At 63.5% G+C, this 19222-nt stretch carries 18 protein-coding genes; 13 read left to right on the top strand and 5 right to left on the bottom strand.

Features of this window, described 5'->3' with window-relative positions; genetic code table 11:
* Positions 1–225: 225 nt before the first annotated feature.
* Genes Ga0080574_RS27005 through Ga0080574_RS24200 form a run of 8 tightly spaced genes read left to right on the top strand, consistent with a single transcriptional unit; the run spans position 226 to position 7399 of the window.
* Positions 226–1890, top strand: a complete 1665-nt coding sequence (locus Ga0080574_RS27005) for a TraG/VirB4 family ATPase (protein ID WP_442975563.1) — start codon at positions 226–228, stop codon at positions 1888–1890.
* Positions 1887–2669, top strand: a complete 783-nt coding sequence (gene trbJ / locus Ga0080574_RS24230; protein WP_076698090.1) for a P-type conjugative transfer protein TrbJ — start codon at positions 1887–1889, stop codon at positions 2667–2669. Before Ga0080574_RS27005 ends, trbJ begins: the two co-directional genes overlap by 4 nt.
* 18 nt (positions 2670–2687) lie before the next feature.
* Positions 2688–2975 (top strand): putative entry exclusion protein TrbK-alt, encoded by a 288-nt coding sequence (gene trbK-alt / locus Ga0080574_RS24225; RefSeq protein ID WP_076698087.1) that lies wholly within the window; start codon positions 2688–2690, stop codon positions 2973–2975.
* A 3-nt stretch (positions 2976–2978) separates the two neighbouring features.
* Positions 2979–4328: a P-type conjugative transfer protein TrbL gene (gene trbL / locus Ga0080574_RS24220; RefSeq protein WP_076705634.1), complete on the top strand. Its 1350-nt coding sequence runs from the start codon at positions 2979–2981 to the stop codon at positions 4326–4328.
* On the top strand, positions 4325–5014 hold the full coding sequence (trbF, locus tag Ga0080574_RS24215; protein WP_076705632.1) for a conjugal transfer protein TrbF: 690 nt from the start codon (positions 4325–4327) through the stop codon (positions 5012–5014). The genes trbL and trbF overlap by 4 nt, the downstream gene beginning before the upstream one ends.
* The gene (gene trbG, locus Ga0080574_RS24210; RefSeq protein WP_076705630.1) at positions 5011–6039 is read left to right on the top strand and encodes a P-type conjugative transfer protein TrbG; all 1029 of its coding nucleotides are present in this window, start codon (positions 5011–5013) and stop codon (positions 6037–6039) included. Before trbF ends, trbG begins: the two co-directional genes overlap by 4 nt.
* Positions 6036–7157: a TraB/TrbI/VirB10 family type IV secretion system protein gene (locus tag Ga0080574_RS24205; RefSeq protein WP_076705628.1), complete on the top strand. Its 1122-nt coding sequence runs from the start codon at positions 6036–6038 to the stop codon at positions 7155–7157. The genes trbG and Ga0080574_RS24205 overlap by 4 nt, the downstream gene beginning before the upstream one ends.
* Before the next feature lie 2 nt (positions 7158–7159).
* Positions 7160–7399 carry a DUF2274 domain-containing protein gene (locus Ga0080574_RS24200; RefSeq protein WP_076705626.1) on the top strand — a complete coding sequence of 80 codons (240 nt, stop codon included), beginning with the start codon at positions 7160–7162 and terminating at the stop codon, positions 7397–7399.
* Here the strand turns inward: Ga0080574_RS24200 and Ga0080574_RS24195 are convergent.
* From Ga0080574_RS24195 to Ga0080574_RS24175, 5 genes are all read right to left on the bottom strand, one after another.
* Complete coding sequence (locus Ga0080574_RS24195) at positions 7332–8312, bottom strand: LysR family transcriptional regulator (RefSeq protein ID WP_076705624.1); 981 nt, start codon at positions 8310–8312, stop codon at positions 7332–7334. The genes Ga0080574_RS24200 and Ga0080574_RS24195 overlap by 68 nt on opposite strands.
* Before the next feature lie 265 nt (positions 8313–8577).
* The gene (locus tag Ga0080574_RS24190; RefSeq protein WP_043870002.1) at positions 8578–9069 is read right to left on the bottom strand and encodes an Hsp20/alpha crystallin family protein; all 492 of its coding nucleotides are present in this window, start codon (positions 9067–9069) and stop codon (positions 8578–8580) included.
* Between the two features lie 41 nt (positions 9070–9110).
* Positions 9111–9509 (bottom strand): Hsp20/alpha crystallin family protein, encoded by a 399-nt coding sequence (locus Ga0080574_RS24185; protein WP_043870001.1) that lies wholly within the window; start codon positions 9507–9509, stop codon positions 9111–9113.
* Positions 9510–9524: 15 nt separating this feature from the next.
* Positions 9525–9899: an Hsp20/alpha crystallin family protein gene (locus tag Ga0080574_RS24180; RefSeq protein ID WP_237219403.1), complete on the bottom strand. Its 375-nt coding sequence runs from the start codon at positions 9897–9899 to the stop codon at positions 9525–9527.
* 312 nt (positions 9900–10211) lie between these two features.
* A complete protein-coding gene (locus tag Ga0080574_RS24175) occupies positions 10212–11165 on the bottom strand; it encodes a zinc metalloprotease HtpX (protein ID WP_237219314.1) in 954 nt (317 codons plus the stop codon).
* A 169-nt stretch (positions 11166–11334) separates the two neighbouring features.
* Here Ga0080574_RS24175 and ftsH point away from each other — a divergent pair, with 169 nt between their 5' ends.
* The 5 genes from ftsH (at position 11335) to Ga0080574_RS24150 (ending at position 19211) form a co-directional block, all read left to right on the top strand.
* The gene (ftsH, locus tag Ga0080574_RS24170) at positions 11335–13167 is read left to right on the top strand and encodes an ATP-dependent zinc metalloprotease FtsH (RefSeq protein ID WP_043869998.1); all 1833 of its coding nucleotides are present in this window, start codon (positions 11335–11337) and stop codon (positions 13165–13167) included.
* A 52-nt stretch (positions 13168–13219) separates the two neighbouring features.
* Positions 13220–16000, top strand: a complete 2781-nt coding sequence (locus tag Ga0080574_RS24165) for an ATP-dependent Clp protease ATP-binding subunit (RefSeq protein ID WP_052453271.1) — start codon at positions 13220–13222, stop codon at positions 15998–16000.
* Between the two features lie 56 nt (positions 16001–16056).
* Entirely contained in the window at positions 16057–16641 is a 585-nt protein-coding gene (locus Ga0080574_RS24160; protein WP_074743001.1) for an NADH dehydrogenase ubiquinone Fe-S protein 4, read from the top strand.
* On the top strand, positions 16641–17786 hold the full coding sequence (locus tag Ga0080574_RS24155) for a cation:proton antiporter (protein ID WP_043869997.1): 1146 nt from the start codon (positions 16641–16643) through the stop codon (positions 17784–17786). Before Ga0080574_RS24160 ends, Ga0080574_RS24155 begins: the two co-directional genes overlap by 1 nt.
* Positions 17787–18110: 324 nt before the next feature.
* Positions 18111–19211, top strand: coding sequence for a glycosyltransferase family 4 protein (locus Ga0080574_RS24150; RefSeq protein ID WP_076705622.1), 1101 nt, complete (start codon positions 18111–18113; stop codon positions 19209–19211).
* The last annotated feature ends 11 nt before the right edge of the window (positions 19212–19222 follow it).

Below are 19222 nucleotides of genomic sequence, written 5' to 3'. Positions count from 1 at the left end.
CTCGACGCGCTCTTGCCCGACCAGCCGCTGGCCGGTGGGCTGGAGCCGCGTCTGGGCGATCATCATCTCCGTGTCCTGACGATCACGGCTTTTCCCGGCGGCCACGACCCGGGCCTGCTCGACGAGTTGAACCGGCTGGCCTTTCCCTATCGCTGGTCGACCGGGCCATCCTCATGGACAAGCTGGATGCGACGAAGCTGCTGACCCGGATACGCCGTCAGTGGTTTGCCAAGCGTAAGAGCATCGCGCGATCCTCAAGGAGGTGATGACCAACGAGCAATCCGCGCTGGTCGATACGATGCCGCGAACAAGGCCGCTGACGCAGATATCGCCCTGCAGGAACTCGGCGCTGATCTGGCTGGCATGGCCTATGTCTCGGCCACGATCACGGTCTGGGACGAGGACGTTCGCCGCGCCGACGAGAAGCTGCGGCTGGTCGAGAAGATCGTCCAGTCCCGCGATTTCAGCGTCATGGCCGAGACGGTCAACGCCGTCGATGCCTGGCTCGGAAGTCTGCCCGGGCATGCCTATGCCAATGTCCGGCAGCCTCCGATCAGCACATTGAATCTCGCCCATATGATCCCGCTCTCGGCGGTCTGGGCGGGCGAGGCGCAGGATGAGCATTTCGGCGACGCTCCGTTGCTCTACGCCAGGACCGAAGGCTCCACTCCGTTCCGGTTTTCTCTGCATGTCGGGGATGTCGGTCACACGCTCGTCGTCGGCCCGACCGGCGCCGGCAAGTCCGTGTTGCTGGCGCTGATGGCGCTTCAGTTCCGGCGGTACTCGCGCAGCCAGATCTTCGCCTTCGACTTCGGCGGCTCGATCCGCGCCGCTTCGCTCGCGATGGGCGGCGACTGGCATGACCTCGGCGGAGAACTGACCGACGCGGCCGAGAGTTCCGTCTCACTACAGCCGCTGGCCCGCATTCACGAGACGTCGGAGCGCGCCTGGGCGGCCGACTGGATCGTCGCCATCCTGACGCGTGAGAACATCCAGATTACCCCCGATGTGAAGGAACATATCTGGACGGCACTGACCTCGCTGGCCTCGGCCCCTGTCGCGGAGCGGACCATGACCGGCCTCGCGGTCCTGCTGCAGTCCAACAATCTGAAGCAGGCGCTGCGCGCATATTGCGTCGGGGGGCCCTATGGCCGGCTGCTCGATGCCGAGACCGAACAACTGGGATCGGCGGATGTGCAGGCCTTCGAGATCGAGGGGCTGGTGGGAACCGGCGCGGCGCCCGCCGTCCTCTCATACCTGTTCCACCGGATCGGCGATCAGCTCGATGGACGCCCCACGCTGCTCATCATCGACGAGGGCTGGCTCGCGCTCGATGACGATGCCTTCGCGGAGCAGCTCCGCGAATGGCTGAAGACGCTGAGGAAGAAGAACGCCTCGGTGATCTTCGCGACGCAGAGCCTTAGCGACATTGATGGCAGTACCATCGCGCCTGCGATCATCGAAAGCTGCCCGACACGGCTCCTGTTGCCCAACGAGCGGGCCATCGAGCCGCAGATTACGGCCATCTATCGCCGCTTCGGCCTAAATGACCGGCAGATCGAGATCCTCGCGCGGGCCACGCCCAAACGCGACTACTACTGCCAGTCGCGGCGCGGCAACCGGCTGTTCGAGCTGGGTCTCAGCGATGTCGGACTGGCACTCTGCGCGGCATCGTCCAAATCGGATCAGGCGCTGATTGCCGAGATCTGCGCCGGGCACGGCCAAGACGGCTTCCTCGCCGCCTGGCTGAAGGCGCATGGCCTCGATTGGGCCGCCGACCTGATCCCCGACCTCACCAATCTCGCCATCGACGCAGAGGGGGCATCTCCGGCCTCCGCTGTTGTTGAGGACGCCGACATCGACCTTGAAGAAAAGGAAGTCACACCATGACACGCAAGATTACGTTTCGGTCCGCGGGCACTTCGCTGCTCGCCCTCGCGCTGGCGATGCCCATGGCCATGTCGCCCATCGCAGCGCCGCCTGCGCAGGCGCTCTTCGGCATCGGCGGGGGGCCTTTCATCGTCTACGATCCGACCAACCACGCCGAAAATCTCCTGACCGCGGCGCGCGCTCTGGAGCAGATCAACAACCAGATCGCACAGCTCCAGAACGAAGCGCAGATGCTGATCAACCAGGCGCGCAATCTCGCCAACCTGCCGTATTCCGCGCTCCAGCAGATCCAGCAGAACGTCAGCCGCACACAGCAACTCCTGGCGCAGGCGCAGAACATCGCCTTCGACGTGCAGAGCATCGACCAGATGTTCCAGCAGGATTATGGCAACCTTTCCCTGGCGGCGACCGACCAGCAACTGATCGCCGAGGCCCGGTCCCGTTGGGAGAACACCGTCGGTGGCCTCCAGGATGCGATGCGCGTGCAGGCAGGTGTCGTCGGCAATATCGATGCCAACCGCGCAGAGATGTCTGCACTTGTAGGGCAGAGCCAGAACGCGGTCGGTGCTCTTCAGGCCACACAGGCGGGCAACCAGCTCCTCGCACTGCAATCGCAGCAGCTCTCGGACGTGATCGCGGTGATCTCGGCAAACGGCCGCGCCAATGCGCTGACCGAGGCCGAGCGCGCCACTGCTGCGGAACAGGGCCGCATCCAGCGCGAGCGCTTCCTGACGCCGGGTTCGGGCTACCAGCCCGGTAACGCGCAGATGTTCAACTGAGGCCGGGAGGGGGAGACGATGGAGGGGAAGGTGCTGGCCCGGATCGCGGCCATCGTGTTCGTGGCGATCGCGATCGCAGCCACGGTGATCGAGATGACACGCAAGGAGGCTCCCGTGCCGGCCAGCACCGCGCCCGCGCTCCAGCCGTCTGCCGATCCTCTCCGCGCTACGCTGCGCCGGTGCCAGCAGCTTGGCGAGGCCGCTTCCAGCGATGCCGATTGCCTCGCCGCATGGGCCGAGAGCCGTGACTGGTTCCTCGGTCGGACGCCTGCACCCGACGCGCCGCAGCGTCCGGGAGATCAGTGAGCCATGGGTGGAACCGGCGTCATCGACAACTTCCTGGGCATCTTCACCAGCTATATCGACAGCGGGTTTGGGCTGCTCGGGGGTGAGGTGGCCTTCATCGCTACCACGCTGATCGTGATCGACGTGACGCTGGCGGCCTTGTTCTGGGCCTGGGGCGCCGATGACGACATCATCGCCCGGCTGGTGAAGAAGACACTCTTCGTCGGGGTCTTCGCCTATATCATTTCCAACTGGAACAACCTCGCCCGGATCGTCTTCGAGAGCTTCGCGGGCCTTGGTCTGATGGCCTCGGGCACCGGGTTTTCCGCCGCCGATCTTCTGCGCCCCGGCCGTGTCGCCCAGACCGGGCTCGAGGCCGGACGACCGCTGCTCGAAAGCATTTCCGATCTGATGGGCTGGGTCGCGGTCTTCGAGAATCTCGTCCAGATCCTCTGCCTGTTCTTTGCCTGGGCGCTGGTGATCCTCGCCTTCTTCATCCTCGCGGTGCAGCTCTTCGTCACCCTGATCGAGTTCAAGCTCACGACCCTCGCGGGCTTCGTGCTGATCCCCTTCGGCCTCTTCGGCAAGACCGCCTTCATGGCCGAGCGCGTGCTGGGCAACGTGATTTCCTCCGGCATCAAGGTTTTGGTGCTGGCCGTGATCATCGGCATCGGATCGACGCTCTTCGGCCAGTTCACCGCGGGCTTCGGAGGCGTGACGCCGACCATCGATGACGCCATGGCGATTGTTCTGGCTGCCCTGTCTCTGCTGGGCCTCGGTATCTTCGGCCCCGGTATCGCCTCGGGTCTGGTGTCCGGCGGGCCCCAACTCAGCGCGGGGGCGGCCATAGGTACAGGCCTTGCCGTCGGTGGCGCTGCGATCGGGGCCGGAGGGGCGACCATGCTCGCAGCGCGCGGGACGGGGTCCGCGCTCTCTGGTGGTGCCGCCCTCGCACGCGGCGGCGCAGCCGCGGCGGGCGCTGCCTCGAGCGCCTACACGCTCGGCTCGATGGGCGGAGGTGGTTTCTCCGGGGGGATGGCTGGTGTAACGCGCGCCGGGGCCGCTTCCGCGGCATCACCGCTCAAGAAGGCGTCTTCTCGCGCGGCGGGCGGGATCCAGTCCAGCTACGCCGAGGGCGTCAAGGGCGGTGTGGTGGCGACGGGCGGAACCACCTCGATGGGCACGGTTGGCGGAGCGGCACCCGAGCCTTCTTCCGGCCCGTCCGCCTCCGATGGCCCGCCAGCCTGGGCAAAGCGCATGCGCCATAACCAGGCCGTGAGCCATGGCGTCCGCGCTGCCGCCCATGCCGTCCGGTCGGGCGACAGCCACGGCTCGGGCTCCTCCGTCAATCTCTCCGAAAGGGACCGCTCATGAACCTCTTCAGGCGTTCCGCCACGCATTATGGCAAGACACCTCAACCAGAGACGCCTTACCAGAGGGCTGCGCAGGTCTGGGACGAGCGCATCGGCTCCGCCCGCGTTCAGGCTCGCAACTGGCGCTACATGGCCTTCGGCAGCCTGATCCTCGCGGCGGGTTTTGCCGGCGCCCTGGTCTGGCAATCCGCACGTGGCACGGTAGTGCCCTGGGTCGTTCAGGTCGACGCGCTCGGCGAGGCCCAGGCTGTCGCTCCGGCTTCCGCCGACTACGAGCCGACCGATCCGCAGATCGCCTTCCATCTTGGCCGTTTCATCGAACAGGTTCGTTCCATCCCCGCCGACCCGATCATCGTGCGGCAGAACTGGCTGCGCGCCTATGAGTTCACCACGGACCGTGGCGCGGCCGCGCTGAACGATTTCGCTCGTGCGAACGACCCGTTCACCCGCGTCGGCCGTCAGCAGATCGCCGTCGAGGTGTCCTCCGTCATCCGGGCCTCGCCGGGATCGTTCCGCATAGCCTGGACCGAGCGTCATTACGAGAACGGTCAGCTTTCCACGACCGAGCGCTGGACGGCGATCCTGACCGTCGTGATCCAGACCCCGCGCAGCGCCGACCGCCTGCGCGCCAACCCCCTCGGAATCTACGTCAATGCGATCTCCTGGTCGCGGGAGATGAGCCAATGACTAAACAGCATCTTCATGCAACCAGGTCTCCCGGCTTCAATAAGCCCACCTTGGTGGCCTTGCTGCTATCCGCATCCGTGCTGGCGGGGTGCGCCAGCAACCGGGTGCCGGAATTCAGTTACGACGAGTCCGTGCCGCCGCTGCCCACTCCGCCCGCCTCGGATGACGAGGAACACCCTCGTCCCTTGCATACGCCGCCGGTCTGGACAGTGGCGCATGGCGGAGCGGCGGCGGGCACACCGACCGGACGTATCGAAAACGCCAATGCCGCCGCCCGGGTCGAACCGCGCCGCGAGGGCTATTACAATGCGATCCAGATCTATCCCTGGTCGGAAGGTGCCCTCTATCAGGTCTATGCCGCTCCCGGTCAGATCACCAACATCGCACTCGAGCCGGGCGAACGTCTGACCGGCGCGGGTCCGATCGCCGCAGGGGATACCACGCGCTGGATCATCGGCGACACGGAGAGCGGGTCCGGATCCACTGCCCGCGTCCACATCCTCGTCAAACCGACGCGGGACGACATCTCGACCAACCTGGTGATCAGCACTGACCGGCGGGTGTACACGATCGAGCTGCGTGCCCGCGAGGCGCTCTACATGCCGTCGGTCGCCTGGGCCTATCCGGCAGCGCCGCCTGGCGGTCGACAGGCTGTGGCAACCGCGCCGACCATTCCGGCGCCCTCTGCCCGCAATCATCGCTACGGCTTGCAGATCCAGGGGGAAAGCCCGCCCTGGCGTCCGGTTTCTGTCTTCGACGATGGCCGTCGTGTTTATGTCGTCTTCCCTCCTGGCATCGCCCAGGGCGAGATGCCGCCGCTCTTCGTGCTCGGTTCGGACGGAGAGCCGCAGATCGTGAACAGCCGTATTCACCGGAACGTTCTGATCGTGGATCGCCTCTTCGGCGCCGCCGAGCTTCGGCTGGGCGCAGGAGACCGCCAGCAGGTCGTCCGGATCGTGCGCATGGAGGAGCGCGAGGCGGATGCGCGGACGGAGGGGGATGCGCGAAGGGGAGGGGCATCATGACTGACACCGATCTTGCAGCACCGATGCGTCTGCGCCCCGATCCGCCCCGTGTGACCCGGCTGTCGCGTAAGGTTCTGGCCGGTGTCGGAGCGGTCGCGCTGTTCGGCATCGGGGGTGCGCTGATCTATGCGCTCCAGACCCGTGAGGCTGGGCCGGGAGGTGGGGAACTCTATTCCATCGACAACCGACCGGCCGCGGACGGCCTGGAAGGGTTGCCGTCCGACTATACCGGACCGGTTCTGGGACCCGCACTGCCCGGCGACCTCGGGCGGCCGATCCTTGACGCGCAGGAGCGGGGTTTGCCCGTGAGCCCTCCGCCGATTGCGAGCCCGACCGTCGATCCGGAGGCTGAGCGCCGCAGGGCAGAGGAGGAAACCGCGCGTCTGAGCGGTGTCTTCTTCCAGACGGCGTCTGGCAGGGCAACGACGGCCGGGGGCGGAGTGAACCTTCCGGGCCTGGGGGGCTCCGGGCAACCTGAGGGGAGCCGGCATACGGCTTTCCTCAACGGTCCGGTGGACCGGCAGACCGTCGCATCGGATCGCATTCAGCCGCCAGCCTCGCCGAACATCCTTCAGGCGGGAGCGGTGATCCCGGCCGCGCTCATCACCGGCATTCGCTCCGATCTCCCGGGGCAGATCACCGCGCAGGTCACCGAGAATGTCTATGACAGCCCGACCGGGTCGCTGCTGCTGATCCCACAAGGAACCCGCATCATCGGCCAATACGATGACGGCGTGACGTTCGGCCAACGCCGCGTGCTGCTGGTCTGGAACCGCCTGATCCTTCCCGGCGGTCAATCCATTGTTCTCGAACGTCTGCCGGGGGCGGATGCGAGCGGCTATGCCGGCCTCGAGGATGGCGTTGACTATCACTGGTGGGATCTGATGCGCGCGGCGGGTCTGTCCACGCTGCTCGCGATTGGTGCGGACCTCGCCACCGATGACGAGGACCGCCTGGTCCAGGCGATCCGCGATGGCGCTGTGGACACGATTAACCAGGCCGGCCAGCAGATCGTCCAGCGTCAGCTGCAGGTCGCGCCGACGCTGACCATCCGCCCGGGGTTCCCGGTCAGGATCATCGTCACCCGCGATCTGGTATTCGAACCCGCAGGAGGTTGATCATGTCGAAACTCAAGCTTGGACCTCTGCCCGACGACAAGCCGGTGAAGGTGACAGTGGAATTGCCAGCATCTGTTCATCGCGATCTGGTCGCCTATGCCGAGGTGCTGGGGCGGGAGACGGGGCAACCTGTTGCCGACGCAGTCCGGCTGATTGTACCGATGCTCCAGAGGTTTATTGCGACAGATCGCGGGTTTGCGAAGGCGAGGCGTGCGGCTCAAATCCACAGAGATGCTCACTGATAGCCGCGCTTCTTTCCGACCCTGCTTTTGTCCTCGCCATGCTCAGAAGACGCCTGAACGCGGGGTTGTCGTTATTCGGCGACCAGATTGCAGAAAATGGAAGGCGCTCGCCCTTGATCGGTCGAAAGACCACTCCCGGGTGGTTCGTCACCGTCATCGCCTCGCTGACCACGGTCAAACCTCGCCCAATGGCAACCAATGACAGCAGGTTATCTCGACTTACGGATTGCACATGTATGTCAGGGTGCCAACTGAGGTCTGCCAGCTTCCTCACCAGATAGTCATAGATCTCTTGGCCCGGCGCTGTTTTGCTGACCATGAAAGCCTCGCCGCTAAGCTCGCGCCAGTCGACTGCTGTCCGGATGGCTAACTCATGACGTTCAGGCAGGACAACGAAAACACCTTCTGACCACATTAATGCGCTGTCACATTCTTGCCAGGTCCGGGTTCCAGTTAGGAAAGCGACGTCGAGTTTGAGCCGACGGATGGCAGCGACGTGTTCTTCCGGGTTTCCATCGATCAATTCGATCTGCACATGATTGTGCTGATCCCCGAAGGAGCACAGCAATTCGGCCAGAAAGCCCGAGGCAATCGATGAATAAATGCCGACTCTTATACTGCCGTTTTCCGATCTGCCAAGTGCCGCCATCGCGTGCAAGCTCTCATCAAGCCCGCGAATTATCTGACGTGCGCGAGGTAGAAATTGTTGCCCGGCGCGGTTTAGGGTCACACCGCTTCGATGACGGTGGAACAAGGATGTTCCGAGGCGATCCTCGAGATCGCAGATGCATCGACTGATTGATGACTGCTGGACACCCATCGTGCTTCCAGCCTTTCGGAAACTGCCATGATCGGCTGCATTAACGAAGCACCGCAGGTGCCGAAACTCAATGTCACGTGCTCTCCTTTTCATCGTGTGTCATCCGCTCGATGCCCCCATAGGTGAGTCTCGCACTCAATCGTGCAGGGTTCTGGTGCTGTGCTTGTGACGAGATCGTTCGTCCATTTTAGCTATGTGAACTACTCGGAAGTACTTTTGCGGAAGACCTGTCCCGGGCAACCTCCTGAAGTTCCAACCCGACCTGCATGGCTCTCTCCCGATTGGATTTAAGCGTCCAAGACAGGAGAAGTGTAGATCGTCGTGCCGACAGCACGGTACTGTCGGCACGACATTGGTATCAGGCGTTTTTCACCTCGATGCGCTTGACCTTGGCCTGCGCCTCCGGGGTCTGCGGCAGCTTGATCGTCAGCACGCCGTTCTTGAAGCTGGCATCGGCCTTCTCACCGTCGACTCCCGGCGGTAGCGGGATCGTGCGATAGATCGCGCCATAGCTGCGTTCGGAGAGATAATAGCCCTTCTTCTCCTCCTGCCGCTCGATCTTCTTCTCGCCCTTGATGGTCAGGATGTCATCGGTCACGGTGACCTCGATGTCCTTCATTTCCATCCCGGGCAGTTCGATCGATACCTCCACGTGATCTTCGGTCTCGACCACGTCGGATTTCGCCTCGCCGCCTCCCCAGGGCCAGTCGAAATCGCCGACGCGGTTCCAGAAGCCTTCGAACACACGGTTCATGTCGCGTTGAAGGGTGGCGATGGGGTTCTGGTCATCACTTTTCGGGTCGGGCGCATGATCCTTCCGCGCCCAGGGGATCAGGTCCTTGATCTGCATGTGAGTTCTCCTTTCTTCTTTTTTGGTGCGACGTGCCCGGCTTACGACGCCGTTACCGTGATCTTTTTGGGTTGGGCTTCCGCTGCGCGCGGCAGCGTCAGGGTCAGCACACCATTAGAGACCTGCGCGCCGATCTTGTCGGGGTCGAAATCGTCGGACATGGTAAAGGCTCGCTCGAAATCGCCCTCGCCGTATTCGGCATAGGCCAGTTGCAGCTTCTCGGGCTGCGTGGCATGGACCTTACCTCTGATCGTCAACACGCGCTTTTCGAGCGTGATATCCACGTCTTCGGCGGCGACGCCCGGCATCTCGAGTGTCAGTGTCACCCCGTCAGCCGTTTCGACGATGTCGGTCAGCGGCCTATAGATACGACGGCCGGTGGTGGTTTCCGGTGTCTCGGCCGGGGTCTTGTCGGCAGTATGTGTTACATCGTTGGTCATATATTGGTCCTCCTCTTACGCAGCCTTGATCTCGATTCTCCGCGGCTTGTCCTCTTCGGGGCGGCCGATCACGATGCGGAGCACACCGTTGGTCATCCGCGCCTCGACCTTGTCCTCCGCGGCCACGAAGGGTAGCCGAACCGAACGAGCGAACTTGCCAAAGCCGCGTTCGTTGCGGTGCCAGCGGGCGCCTTCCGGAATTTCGGGCGCCTTGCGCTCGCCAGAGAGCGTCAGGACATTCTCCTTCACGGAAATGTCGATGTCGGCCGGATCCACGCCAGGGAGTTCTGCAGTGATCGCGACCGCCTCGTCGCCCTGCCAGACGTTTACGGCGGGGAAAACGGGCTGGGTTACGCGGCTAGGAGAGGTCCCGTCAAAATCGCGCAGCATCGAGCGCAAACGGATCGCTGCGACGTGTGTAGGTGGGATAGAGCATGTTTCGCCTCCGTCGTTTCAGTTGACGGCGTGGATTTGTCACCACGCCACTGAACGCCCGCGGAGAACGGACATGCTTCAAGGTTCGCCATTTTGGCGGCGGTCTAGAGCATTCGCGTCTGCCATGCGCTCCCCCTCGGGCGAACGCCAGGCGGTCCGCTGAATCAGCCGAACCTGTCGCGTATCCGTGAAACCCCAACTGGGCGTTCCGCTGCGGATAAAGTGTTGCCTATTTGCAACTTCAAGACCTCGACGCAAAAAATGTTCTCATCGATAGACGCCCCCAGGCCCGTAACGCGGCGTGGAAACGCGCACAGCCCGCGGTGCGTTCAGGGGAACGGACGGTGGGACCGGTCGGCGGGGTCCGGAAAGTGCGCGCAGCCGCCGGACTCGATCGGCGGTGGGCGGGTGCGTGCGCAGGAGCGAGGGTTCGGGGATGCGGCGTCCGGGCAGGAACATGTCTTCCCAGACGCGCCCGACGCGACGTTCCAGCTTGAGGAGGGCCGAAGCGAGGCCATCGGGATCGCCGGTCAGCTCGGCGCCACCCCTGTCGGCATCGTATTCCCGGGCCCGCGACAGCGCGAGCTGAAGAAGGGCCATGATCGTGGGTGAAAAGATCAGGACAAGCGGTACCTGCCAGGGCACATAAGCCGCGCCGGCCAGGATGAGCGGCAGGTTCAGCAGCAGGATGAGTTGCCCAACCCAGGACGCGAGCGACACTGCGCGCGACATCGCGTCGGCCAGACCCATGATCCAGAGATCGCGGTTGGCGATGTGAGCGACCTCATGCGCCAGGACCCCGGCCAGTTCGCGCTGGTTCATCAATCGCAGAAGACCATCACTGACGCAGACGGCGCTTTCATCCGGAGAGCCCATAGCGAAGGCGTTCGGCATCTGGCTCGGTACATAGTAGAGTTCCGGTACACGCGGCAGCCCGGCGCGGCGTGCGAGTTCGGCCAGTATCGCCATGCCCTCTGGAAATTCCCGCCCGCTGAGCCTGCGTGCGCCGTAGGCGTTCAGCAAAAGGCGTTTCGGGATGCCGGGTGACAGCAGCAATCCCAGCAAGGATCCGATGACGATCGCAATCGCCAAGCCCTGTCCCGCAATCGCCGAAACGATGAACCAGGCGATAACCGCCATACCCGCCAAAAGCAGTATGGATTGGAGCAGGTTCAGGAATTGGTGGCGCGGCGTCGCAGTCATGATCGCAATAAATTTCACTCGCGGCTAACGGGAAGTGGCACGCCACGGGATGTAAGAATTTTGGGCATCGTTGCCAGCTTCGATCTTCATGTCGGATCCCTCTTGAACTCGGCTCAAGCAATACCAATCTGGCCGGATGTGACAAATCAGCAACATCTCTACGGGTTGGCGCCGAGGAGAGAAGGGGATGGAAAAGAGAACCGAATTTAACATCTGGTACTGGATCGTCGCATTTTTTGCGGTGATCTTTATTCAGGATCTGATCGCCAGCTACCGCAGCATCGCGCCGATCAGCTACAGCCAATTCGAACAGTATCTCGCCGACGGCGACATCGCTTCGGTTTCGGTCGGGTCCGATACGATCACCGGCACCTTCGAGACTCCCATCGACGGCCGCTCTGGCTTCGTCACCACGATCGTCGATCCCGCAATTCTTGAACGGCTGGACGACGCGGATGTCGAGATCACCGGCGTTCCGCAAAACACCTGGATCGGGGTGCTTCTCTCCTGGGTGGTGCCTGCAGTGGTCTTCTTCGGTCTCTGGATGTTCGTCTTTCGCAAGTTCGCCGAGCGTCAGGGTTTTGGCGGTTTCCTGCAGGTCGGCAAGAGCAAGGCCAAGGTCTACATGGAGAAGGAAACGGGCGTCAGCTTTGCCGATGTGGCCGGGGTCGACGAGGCCAAGGCCGAGCTGGAGGAAGTGGTCGATTTCCTGAAGACGCCTGAGGATTACGGCAAGCTCGGCGCCCGGATCCCGAAAGGCATCCTGCTGGTCGGCCCGCCGGGTACCGGCAAGACGCTTCTGGCGCGGGCCGTGGCGGGCGAGGCGGGCGTGACCTTCTTCTCGATCTCGGGCTCGGAATTCGTCGAGATGTTCGTGGGCGTCGGTGCGGCCCGGGTGCGCGACCTGTTCGAGCAGGCCCGCAAGAACGCACCGGCGATCATCTTCATCGACGAGCTCGACGCGCTCGGCCGCGCCCGCGCCTCCGGTCAGATGGCCGGCGGGCATGACGAGCGCGAACAGACGCTGAACCAGCTTCTCACTGAGCTGGACGGGTTCGACCCGTCGTCGGGGATCGTGCTGCTGGCGGCCACCAACCGGCCGGAAATCCTCGACCCGGCGCTGCTCAGGGCCGGGCGCTTCGACCGGCAGGTGCTGGTGGACAAGCCCGACAAGAAGGGCCGCATCCAGATCCTCGGGGTACACATGAAGAAGGTGACGCTCGCACCGGACGTGGATGCGGAGAAGGTCGCCGGGCTGACCCCGGGCTTTTCCGGAGCGGACCTGGCAAATCTGGTCAATGAGGCGGCGCTATTGGCAACCCGCCGAAAGGCCGATGCGGTGACCATGGAAGACTTCAACAACGCAGTAGAGCGTATCGTCGCCGGGCTGGAGAAGCGCAACCGTGTTCTGAACGCGCGCGAGCGGGAAATCGTGGCGCATCACGAAATGGGGCACGCGCTGGTCGCGATGGCGCTGCCGGGGGTCGATCCGGTGCACAAAGTCTCGATCATCCCGCGCGGGATCGGTGCGCTCGGCTATACGATCCAGCGCCCGACCGAGGACCGCTTCCTGATGACCCGCGAGGAACTGGAGAACAAGATCGCCGTTCTTCTGGGCGGGCGTGCGGCCGAGAAGCTCATATACGATCACCTTTCGACCGGTGCCGCCGACGACCTGGTGAAGGCAACCGACATCGCCAGGGCCATGGTCGCGCGCTACGGCATGGACCCCGATCTGGGCCATGTCAGCTATGACACCGAGCGGCCCGGCTTCCTTGGCACGGGGGATCAATCCGCCTGGCTCAACCGCCGCCACAGCGAGGCAACGGCCGAGCGGATGGATACCGCTGTCAAGGCGATCATCGACGACATCTTCGCGCGTACGGTCGCGCTTCTCGACGCGAACCGGGCGCTGCTGGAGGAAACGTCCCGCGATCTGCTCTACCGCGAGACGCTGGACGAGCCCGACCTTCGGGCCATCGCAGAAAAGGTCCGCACTCAGGAGGTCGAGGCGGCCTGAACACAGAGACCCAGTCCGGACGTTCCGGCTGGGAGCATGACGGAGGTGAAAAATGGCAAACGGCATCTGTGATATCTGCAAATCCCGACCTGCCAGCTTTCGTGCGCAGGTCTCTGTCAACGGTGAACGCAAGGTGATGGAGCTTTGCGACGAGGACTACCGCAGGATCGCCCGACGGCAAGGGCGTAGCGCATCGCCACTGGAATCGCTTTTCGGAGGGCGCTCGCTCTTCGATGAATTCTTTGGCGATGCCGGTGGCCTTTTCGATCGGCTTGGCGAAGATCAGGGGCAACCCGTCCCTATCCGACAGGCGGGGCGCACCGCGCGGCGCGGCGGCATCAATATCGCTGACCGCCTGAGCGAACAGGCCAACCGGCTTTTGCAGGAGGCGGGCCAGAAGGCGCATGAATTCGGCCGGACCGAGGTTGATACGGAACACCTTCTGCTGGCGCTTACCGGCTCGGATGTTGTCCGCACGGTGCTGGGGCAGGTCAAGATCGACGCCGACGATCTGCGCCGCCAGATCGAGAGCGAAGCGAAGAAGGGCGACGCAACGGGGGAGGACCGTGAGATCGGCGTCAGCCCGCGGGTGAAGGATGCGCTGAACCGCGCCTTCATCGCCTCGAACGAGCTGGGCCATTCCTATGTCGGCCCCGAACACCTTCTGATCGGTCTCGCCGAAGAGGGCGAGGGCGTGGCGTCGAGCATCTTGAACCGGCTGGGCCTGACGCCGCAGGCGCTACGCCAGCAGGTGACAAAGGTCGTCGGTCAGGGGGCCGAGGAAGGCCGCGTCGAAACCCCGTCGAGCACGCCTGATCTGGATGAATACAGCCGCGATTTGACCAAGCTGGCGCGCGAGGGCAGGCTCGACCCGGTGATCGGCCGGGCGCGTGAAATCGAGACGACGATCGAGGTTCTGGCGCGGCGCAAGAAGAACAACCCGGTGCTGATCGGCGAACCGGGTGTCGGCAAGACCGCGATCATCGAGGGGCTGGCGCAGCGCATCGTCGCGGGCGAGGTGCCCGAGGCGCTGCGCGACAAACGGCTGGTCGAACTCAACATCAATTCGATGGTGGCCGGATCGAAATATCGCGGTGAGTTCGAGGAGCGGGTCCAGAAGATCCTCAAGGAGATCGAGGCCAACAAGGCCGACATGATCCTGTTCATCGACGAGATCCACACCATCGTCGGAGCCGGACAGGGCGGCGGCGAAGGCGGGCTCGACATCGCCAATACGTTCAAGCCGGCGCTGGCCCGCGGCGAGCTGAACCTGATCGGCGCGACCACCCTGAACGAGTACCAGAAATACATCGAGAAGGACGCCGCGCTGGAGCGCCGCTTCCAGCCGGTCTATGTCGATGAGCCGACGGTGGCGCAGACGATCATGATCCTGCGCGGACTGCGCGACACGCTGGAAAGCCACCACAAGGTGACGATCACCGACGAGGCCATCGTCGCGGCGGCCGAGCTTTCCGACCGCTACGTCACCGGCCGCTTCATGCCCGATAAGGCCATCGACCTGATCGACCAGGCTGCCGCGCGCGTGAAGATCAGCGCTACCGCGCGTCCCGTCGATGTCCAGGAGCTCGAGGCTGAGGTCGCCCAGATCCGGCGCGAGCAGGACTACGCTGCGGGGAGGAAGCAGTTCGACCGTGCTGCTGAACTCAAGAAAGAGCTTGAAGCCAAACAGGTCGAGCTTGACGAGTTGATGGAAACCTGGAAGCGCGACCGGGCCTCTGCGACGGCTGAAGTGCGCGCCGACCACGTGGCGCAGATCGTCTCGAAACTGACCGGCGTGCCGGTGAGCGAACTGACGACAGAAGAGCGCGAAAAGCTGCTGAAACTCGAGGACAAGTTGCATGAGCGGGTAATCGGCCAGGAAGAGGCCATCCATGCCGTTGCCGATGCCGTGCGACTGGCGCGCGCCGGGCTGCGCGAGGGCTCCGGCCCGACCGCGACCTTCCTGTTCCTCGGCCCGACCGGCGTCGGCAAGACCGAGCTGGCCAAGACTCTGGCGGAGACGATCTTCGGTGATCAGGATGCGATGATCCGCATCGACATGTCCGAATATGGCGAACGTCACGCGGTCGCGCGGCTGGTTGGCGCCCCGCCGGGCTATGTCGGTTACGACGAAGGCGGCCAGCTGACGGAACGGGTCCGGCGCCGGCCCTATTCTGTCGTGCTGCTCGACGAGATCGAGAAGGCGCATGCAGATGTCTATAACATCCTGCTGCAGGTCTTCGACGATGGCCGCCTGACCGACGGCAAGGGCCGCGTGGTGGATTTCACCAACACCATCATTATCGCCACGTCGAACCTCGGCTCCGATATCATCCAGCGCAACCTTCGCAAGCGCGGAACCAAGGAGTTCGACGAGGCAGGGCAGAAGGCCGAACTGATGGACGTGTTGCGTGCCCATTTCCGGCCCGAGTTCATCAACCGGATCGACGAAATCATCGTCTTCCATTCTCTGAACCAGTCGGAAATCCGGCAGATCGTCGAGCTGCAGCTGGCCCGTGTCGCCCGCACGGCGCTGACCCAGGGGGTCGAGCTCGACTATGACGGAAGCGTTGCGGAGCATTTCGGAGCAGTGGGTTTCCGGCCAGAGTTCGGCGCCCGCGAGTTGCGACGGCTAATCCGTTCGGAACTGGAGACTGAGCTCGCCCGCGAGATGCTTTCCGGTCGGATCGAGGACGGCGACAAGGTGCGCGTCGCCTGGACCGCGGATGATCAGAAGATCACGTTCCAAAAGCTGGAGAGCGCAGGAGAAACCGAGACCCCCGAAGTGCCGGGCAAAGCCGATAGCGAAGAGGCTGAGCCCGCCTCTGAATGATGGCCCGCGCACCGGCGGTGACGCCGCCGGTGCCGCAATCCGAAGAGAGGTAAATCATGCTGAAAGGACACAACCGCCCACCGTTTCGACCGAAGATCCCCGGAACTGACCTGACATCTCCAGACGTGCCGACAGCGTTGATCTACAGGCCAGCTCGCTCGTCTCACACCTCCGCTCCAATCAGGCGGCAGCATTGGATACTCGAGTTTGAGACGGCCCGGGCGCCGGTCATCGAGCCTCTTATGGGCTGGACCGCAACCAAAGATCCCTATCGTCCGATCCGCCTGACATTCCCTGATCTCGACAGCGCCATCGCCTTCGCGGAACGAAACGACTGGCAGTATATCGTGCGCCACGAGCCGGACAAACGTCGATCCGTGCCACCGCGCCGCTTCTGGTGGGAGACAGCGCCAACCAGCAAGGGAGCCGATGCTCCTGGCGCCCACCGCATCGAGACCGGCCACCGACCGAGTTCCCGGCACCGGCTTCACCGAGGCATCGACGCGGCCAGCGTTCGTGATCTATCAGCGGAACTCGCGACGGCTGCAGACCCGGTCTGTGAAGCGAGTGCTGAATCCTTCCCCGCGTCCGACCCACCGGCGTGGATCGGGGCAACTGTCTATGGAAGCGGGCGACGTTGATGCACGCCGACCAGGGGCTGTTGGAGGCCGCCGCGTTGCTCGCCATGATGGCTTTTTGCCATGTCGCGATCTGCGCATGGCTTGGCATCCCCGCACTGGTCGGTTTCCTGCTGTCCGGCATTGTGATCGGGCCGTCCGGTCTGGGGCTCATCGCCGAGGGTGCCACACTGACGCTTATAGGTGAGGTCGGGGTGATCCTGCTTCTCTTTGCGCTTGGTCTGGAATTCTCCCTCGACAAGCTCGTGTCGCTCCGGCGGCTGATCTTCGGACTCGGTCTGACACAGGTGCTCGTAACCGGAGGGTCGGTCACCGCAGGGCTGCTCGTCTTTACCGAGATCGCGCCGGCGGCGGCGGTTCTGATCGCTGGCGCGGTCGCGATGTCGTCGACCGCGCTTTGCCTTAAGGTCCTGGCGGGCGGCGATGCGCTCGGGACGCCCCAGGGACGGGTCGCGATCGCTGTTCTGCTGTTTCAGGATCTGGCGGCCGTCGGCTTTCTGGCCTTTCACGATGTCATCGCCGCGGCAGGAGTCGTGGAAAGCGGGCACGACGTCCTGAAGATGGTCGAGGGCATGGGCGTGCTCGTCGGGGCGCTCTTCATCGCCCGGTCAATGCTTCAGCGGCTTGCCGGATGGGTCGCAACCCAGGGCGAGGCTGAACTCGCACAGCTTCTGGCCCTGACCGTTGCCTTGCTCGCGGCCATTATTGCGCAGGTTGCGGGTCTTTCGCCGGCGCTCGGTGCCTTCGCTGCCGGCATGATGATCGCTGAGGGCGACGCCCGCCAATTCGTTGAACGGGAAATCAGGCCGTTCCGGGATCTGTTCGTCGGGGTGTTCTTCATCGGTATCGGAGCTCAACTCCATATAGGTGCGCTTTGGTCGACATGGCCAATGGTGTTGGCATGGCTTTTTGTGCTCATGGTGGTGAAACTCGCGCTTGTTGTTGCCCTGACCCGCATGTTCGGAGAACAGCTCGAGACTGCGCTTCGCGCGGGCGCCATCCTGGCCCATGGCGGCGAATTCAGCTTGATGCTCATCTCTGTCACGACTGCCTCCGGCCTGTTGCAAGCCAAGATCGCCGACCCTCTGTTCCTTGCGTTGGGGCTGAGCATGCTGATTGGAGCGGTTGTGGTTCGTCGCGCAGCGTGAATGCGGCCAACGCACACTCAGCACCTGCCTGCTTCGCGCCATATTTTTTGCGCGCGGGAGGGGGTTGAAACTCCAAAGTCGATTTCTAACTGAACTTTTCGCAGGGGTTCCCTGCTATCTGACATCGCTGTTTTGCGCAGGAGGTTTTGCCGGGCAAGGCCATCTCGCGTTCCGGAACCATGGTCCGGCGGATGGCAGTGATCTTGTATCACGACTGTCCGAATTCGAGATGCCACATCCGGCGGTCATGCCCAGGCGGGGTGATCGTAGACGACCTTCTCGCATCCATTGTTGAGGCTTCGCTCAGAAGAGGAGGTTTTGCCGATGAAGATCGCACAGATCGCACCGCTGGAAGAAAGTTGCCCGCCGCGTCTCTATGGGGGAACAGAAAGGATCGTCTCCTATCTCACCGAAGAACTGGTCAGGCAGGGCCATGAAGTCACGCTGTTCGCCAGCGGCGACAGCCGGACCAAGGCCCACCTGGTTCCGTGCAGCAAGGAAGCGCTCCGGCTCGATCCGAACGTGAAGAACTCGCTGCCTTGGCATGTCGCCATGCTGGAGGAAGTCCGCTTGCGGGCCGATGAATTCGACGTGCTGCATTTTCACATCGACTTCCTGCACTATCCCATGGCGCGCGCATTCGCCGATCGCATGGTGACGACCATGCACGGCCGGCTCGACGGGCCTGATCTTCGTCCCTTCTATGCGACCTTCCCGAACTATCCGCTCGTTTCGATCTCGGACGACCAGCGCCGTCCGGTGCCCTTCGTGAACTGGGCAGGAACAGTTTATCACGGTCTTCCCAAGACTCTGCTGCCCTTCACCGAACGCCCGAACGGCGACTATCTTGCTTTCCTCGGACGGATTTCGCCGGAGAAACGCCCGGACCGCGCCATCGAAATTGCGGCGCGGGCGGGGATGCCACTGAAAATCGCCGCCAAGATAGGCGATGCGGATCGCAAGTATTGGGAAGAGATCATCGCGCCTATGGTCGACGCCCACGACAATGTCGAGTTCATCGGAGAGATCAACGAGAAGCAAAAGGCCGAATTTCTCGGGAACGCGCGGGCGCTGCTCTTCCCGGTCGACTGGCCCGAACCTTTCGGCTTGGTGATGATCGAGGCCATGGCCTGCGGCACGCCTGTAATCGCATGGGCGAATGGCTCAGTGCCCGAGATCGTGGAGCCAGGGCTGACCGGCTATGTCGTGCACTCGCTGGAGGACGCTGTCGCGGCCGTCAGCAAGCTGGACCGTATCAGCAGAGGAATCGTGCGCGAGACGTTCGAAGAACGCTTCACCGCAGATCGCATGGCGCGCGACTATGTCGAAATCTATCGCGGGCTGCCGGGCGTCGAGGCTGTTACGATGCCGCTCCCGCATATGCTCGGCGGCCATGGGGCCCATGTCCTGCATGCAGCGGAATGAGTGCGAAGGAG

The organism is Salipiger abyssi, from assembly GCF_001975705.1.
Lineage (GTDB): Bacteria > Pseudomonadota > Alphaproteobacteria > Rhodobacterales > Rhodobacteraceae > Salipiger > Salipiger abyssi.
This window is presented reverse-complemented; position numbering and strand designations above follow the sequence as displayed.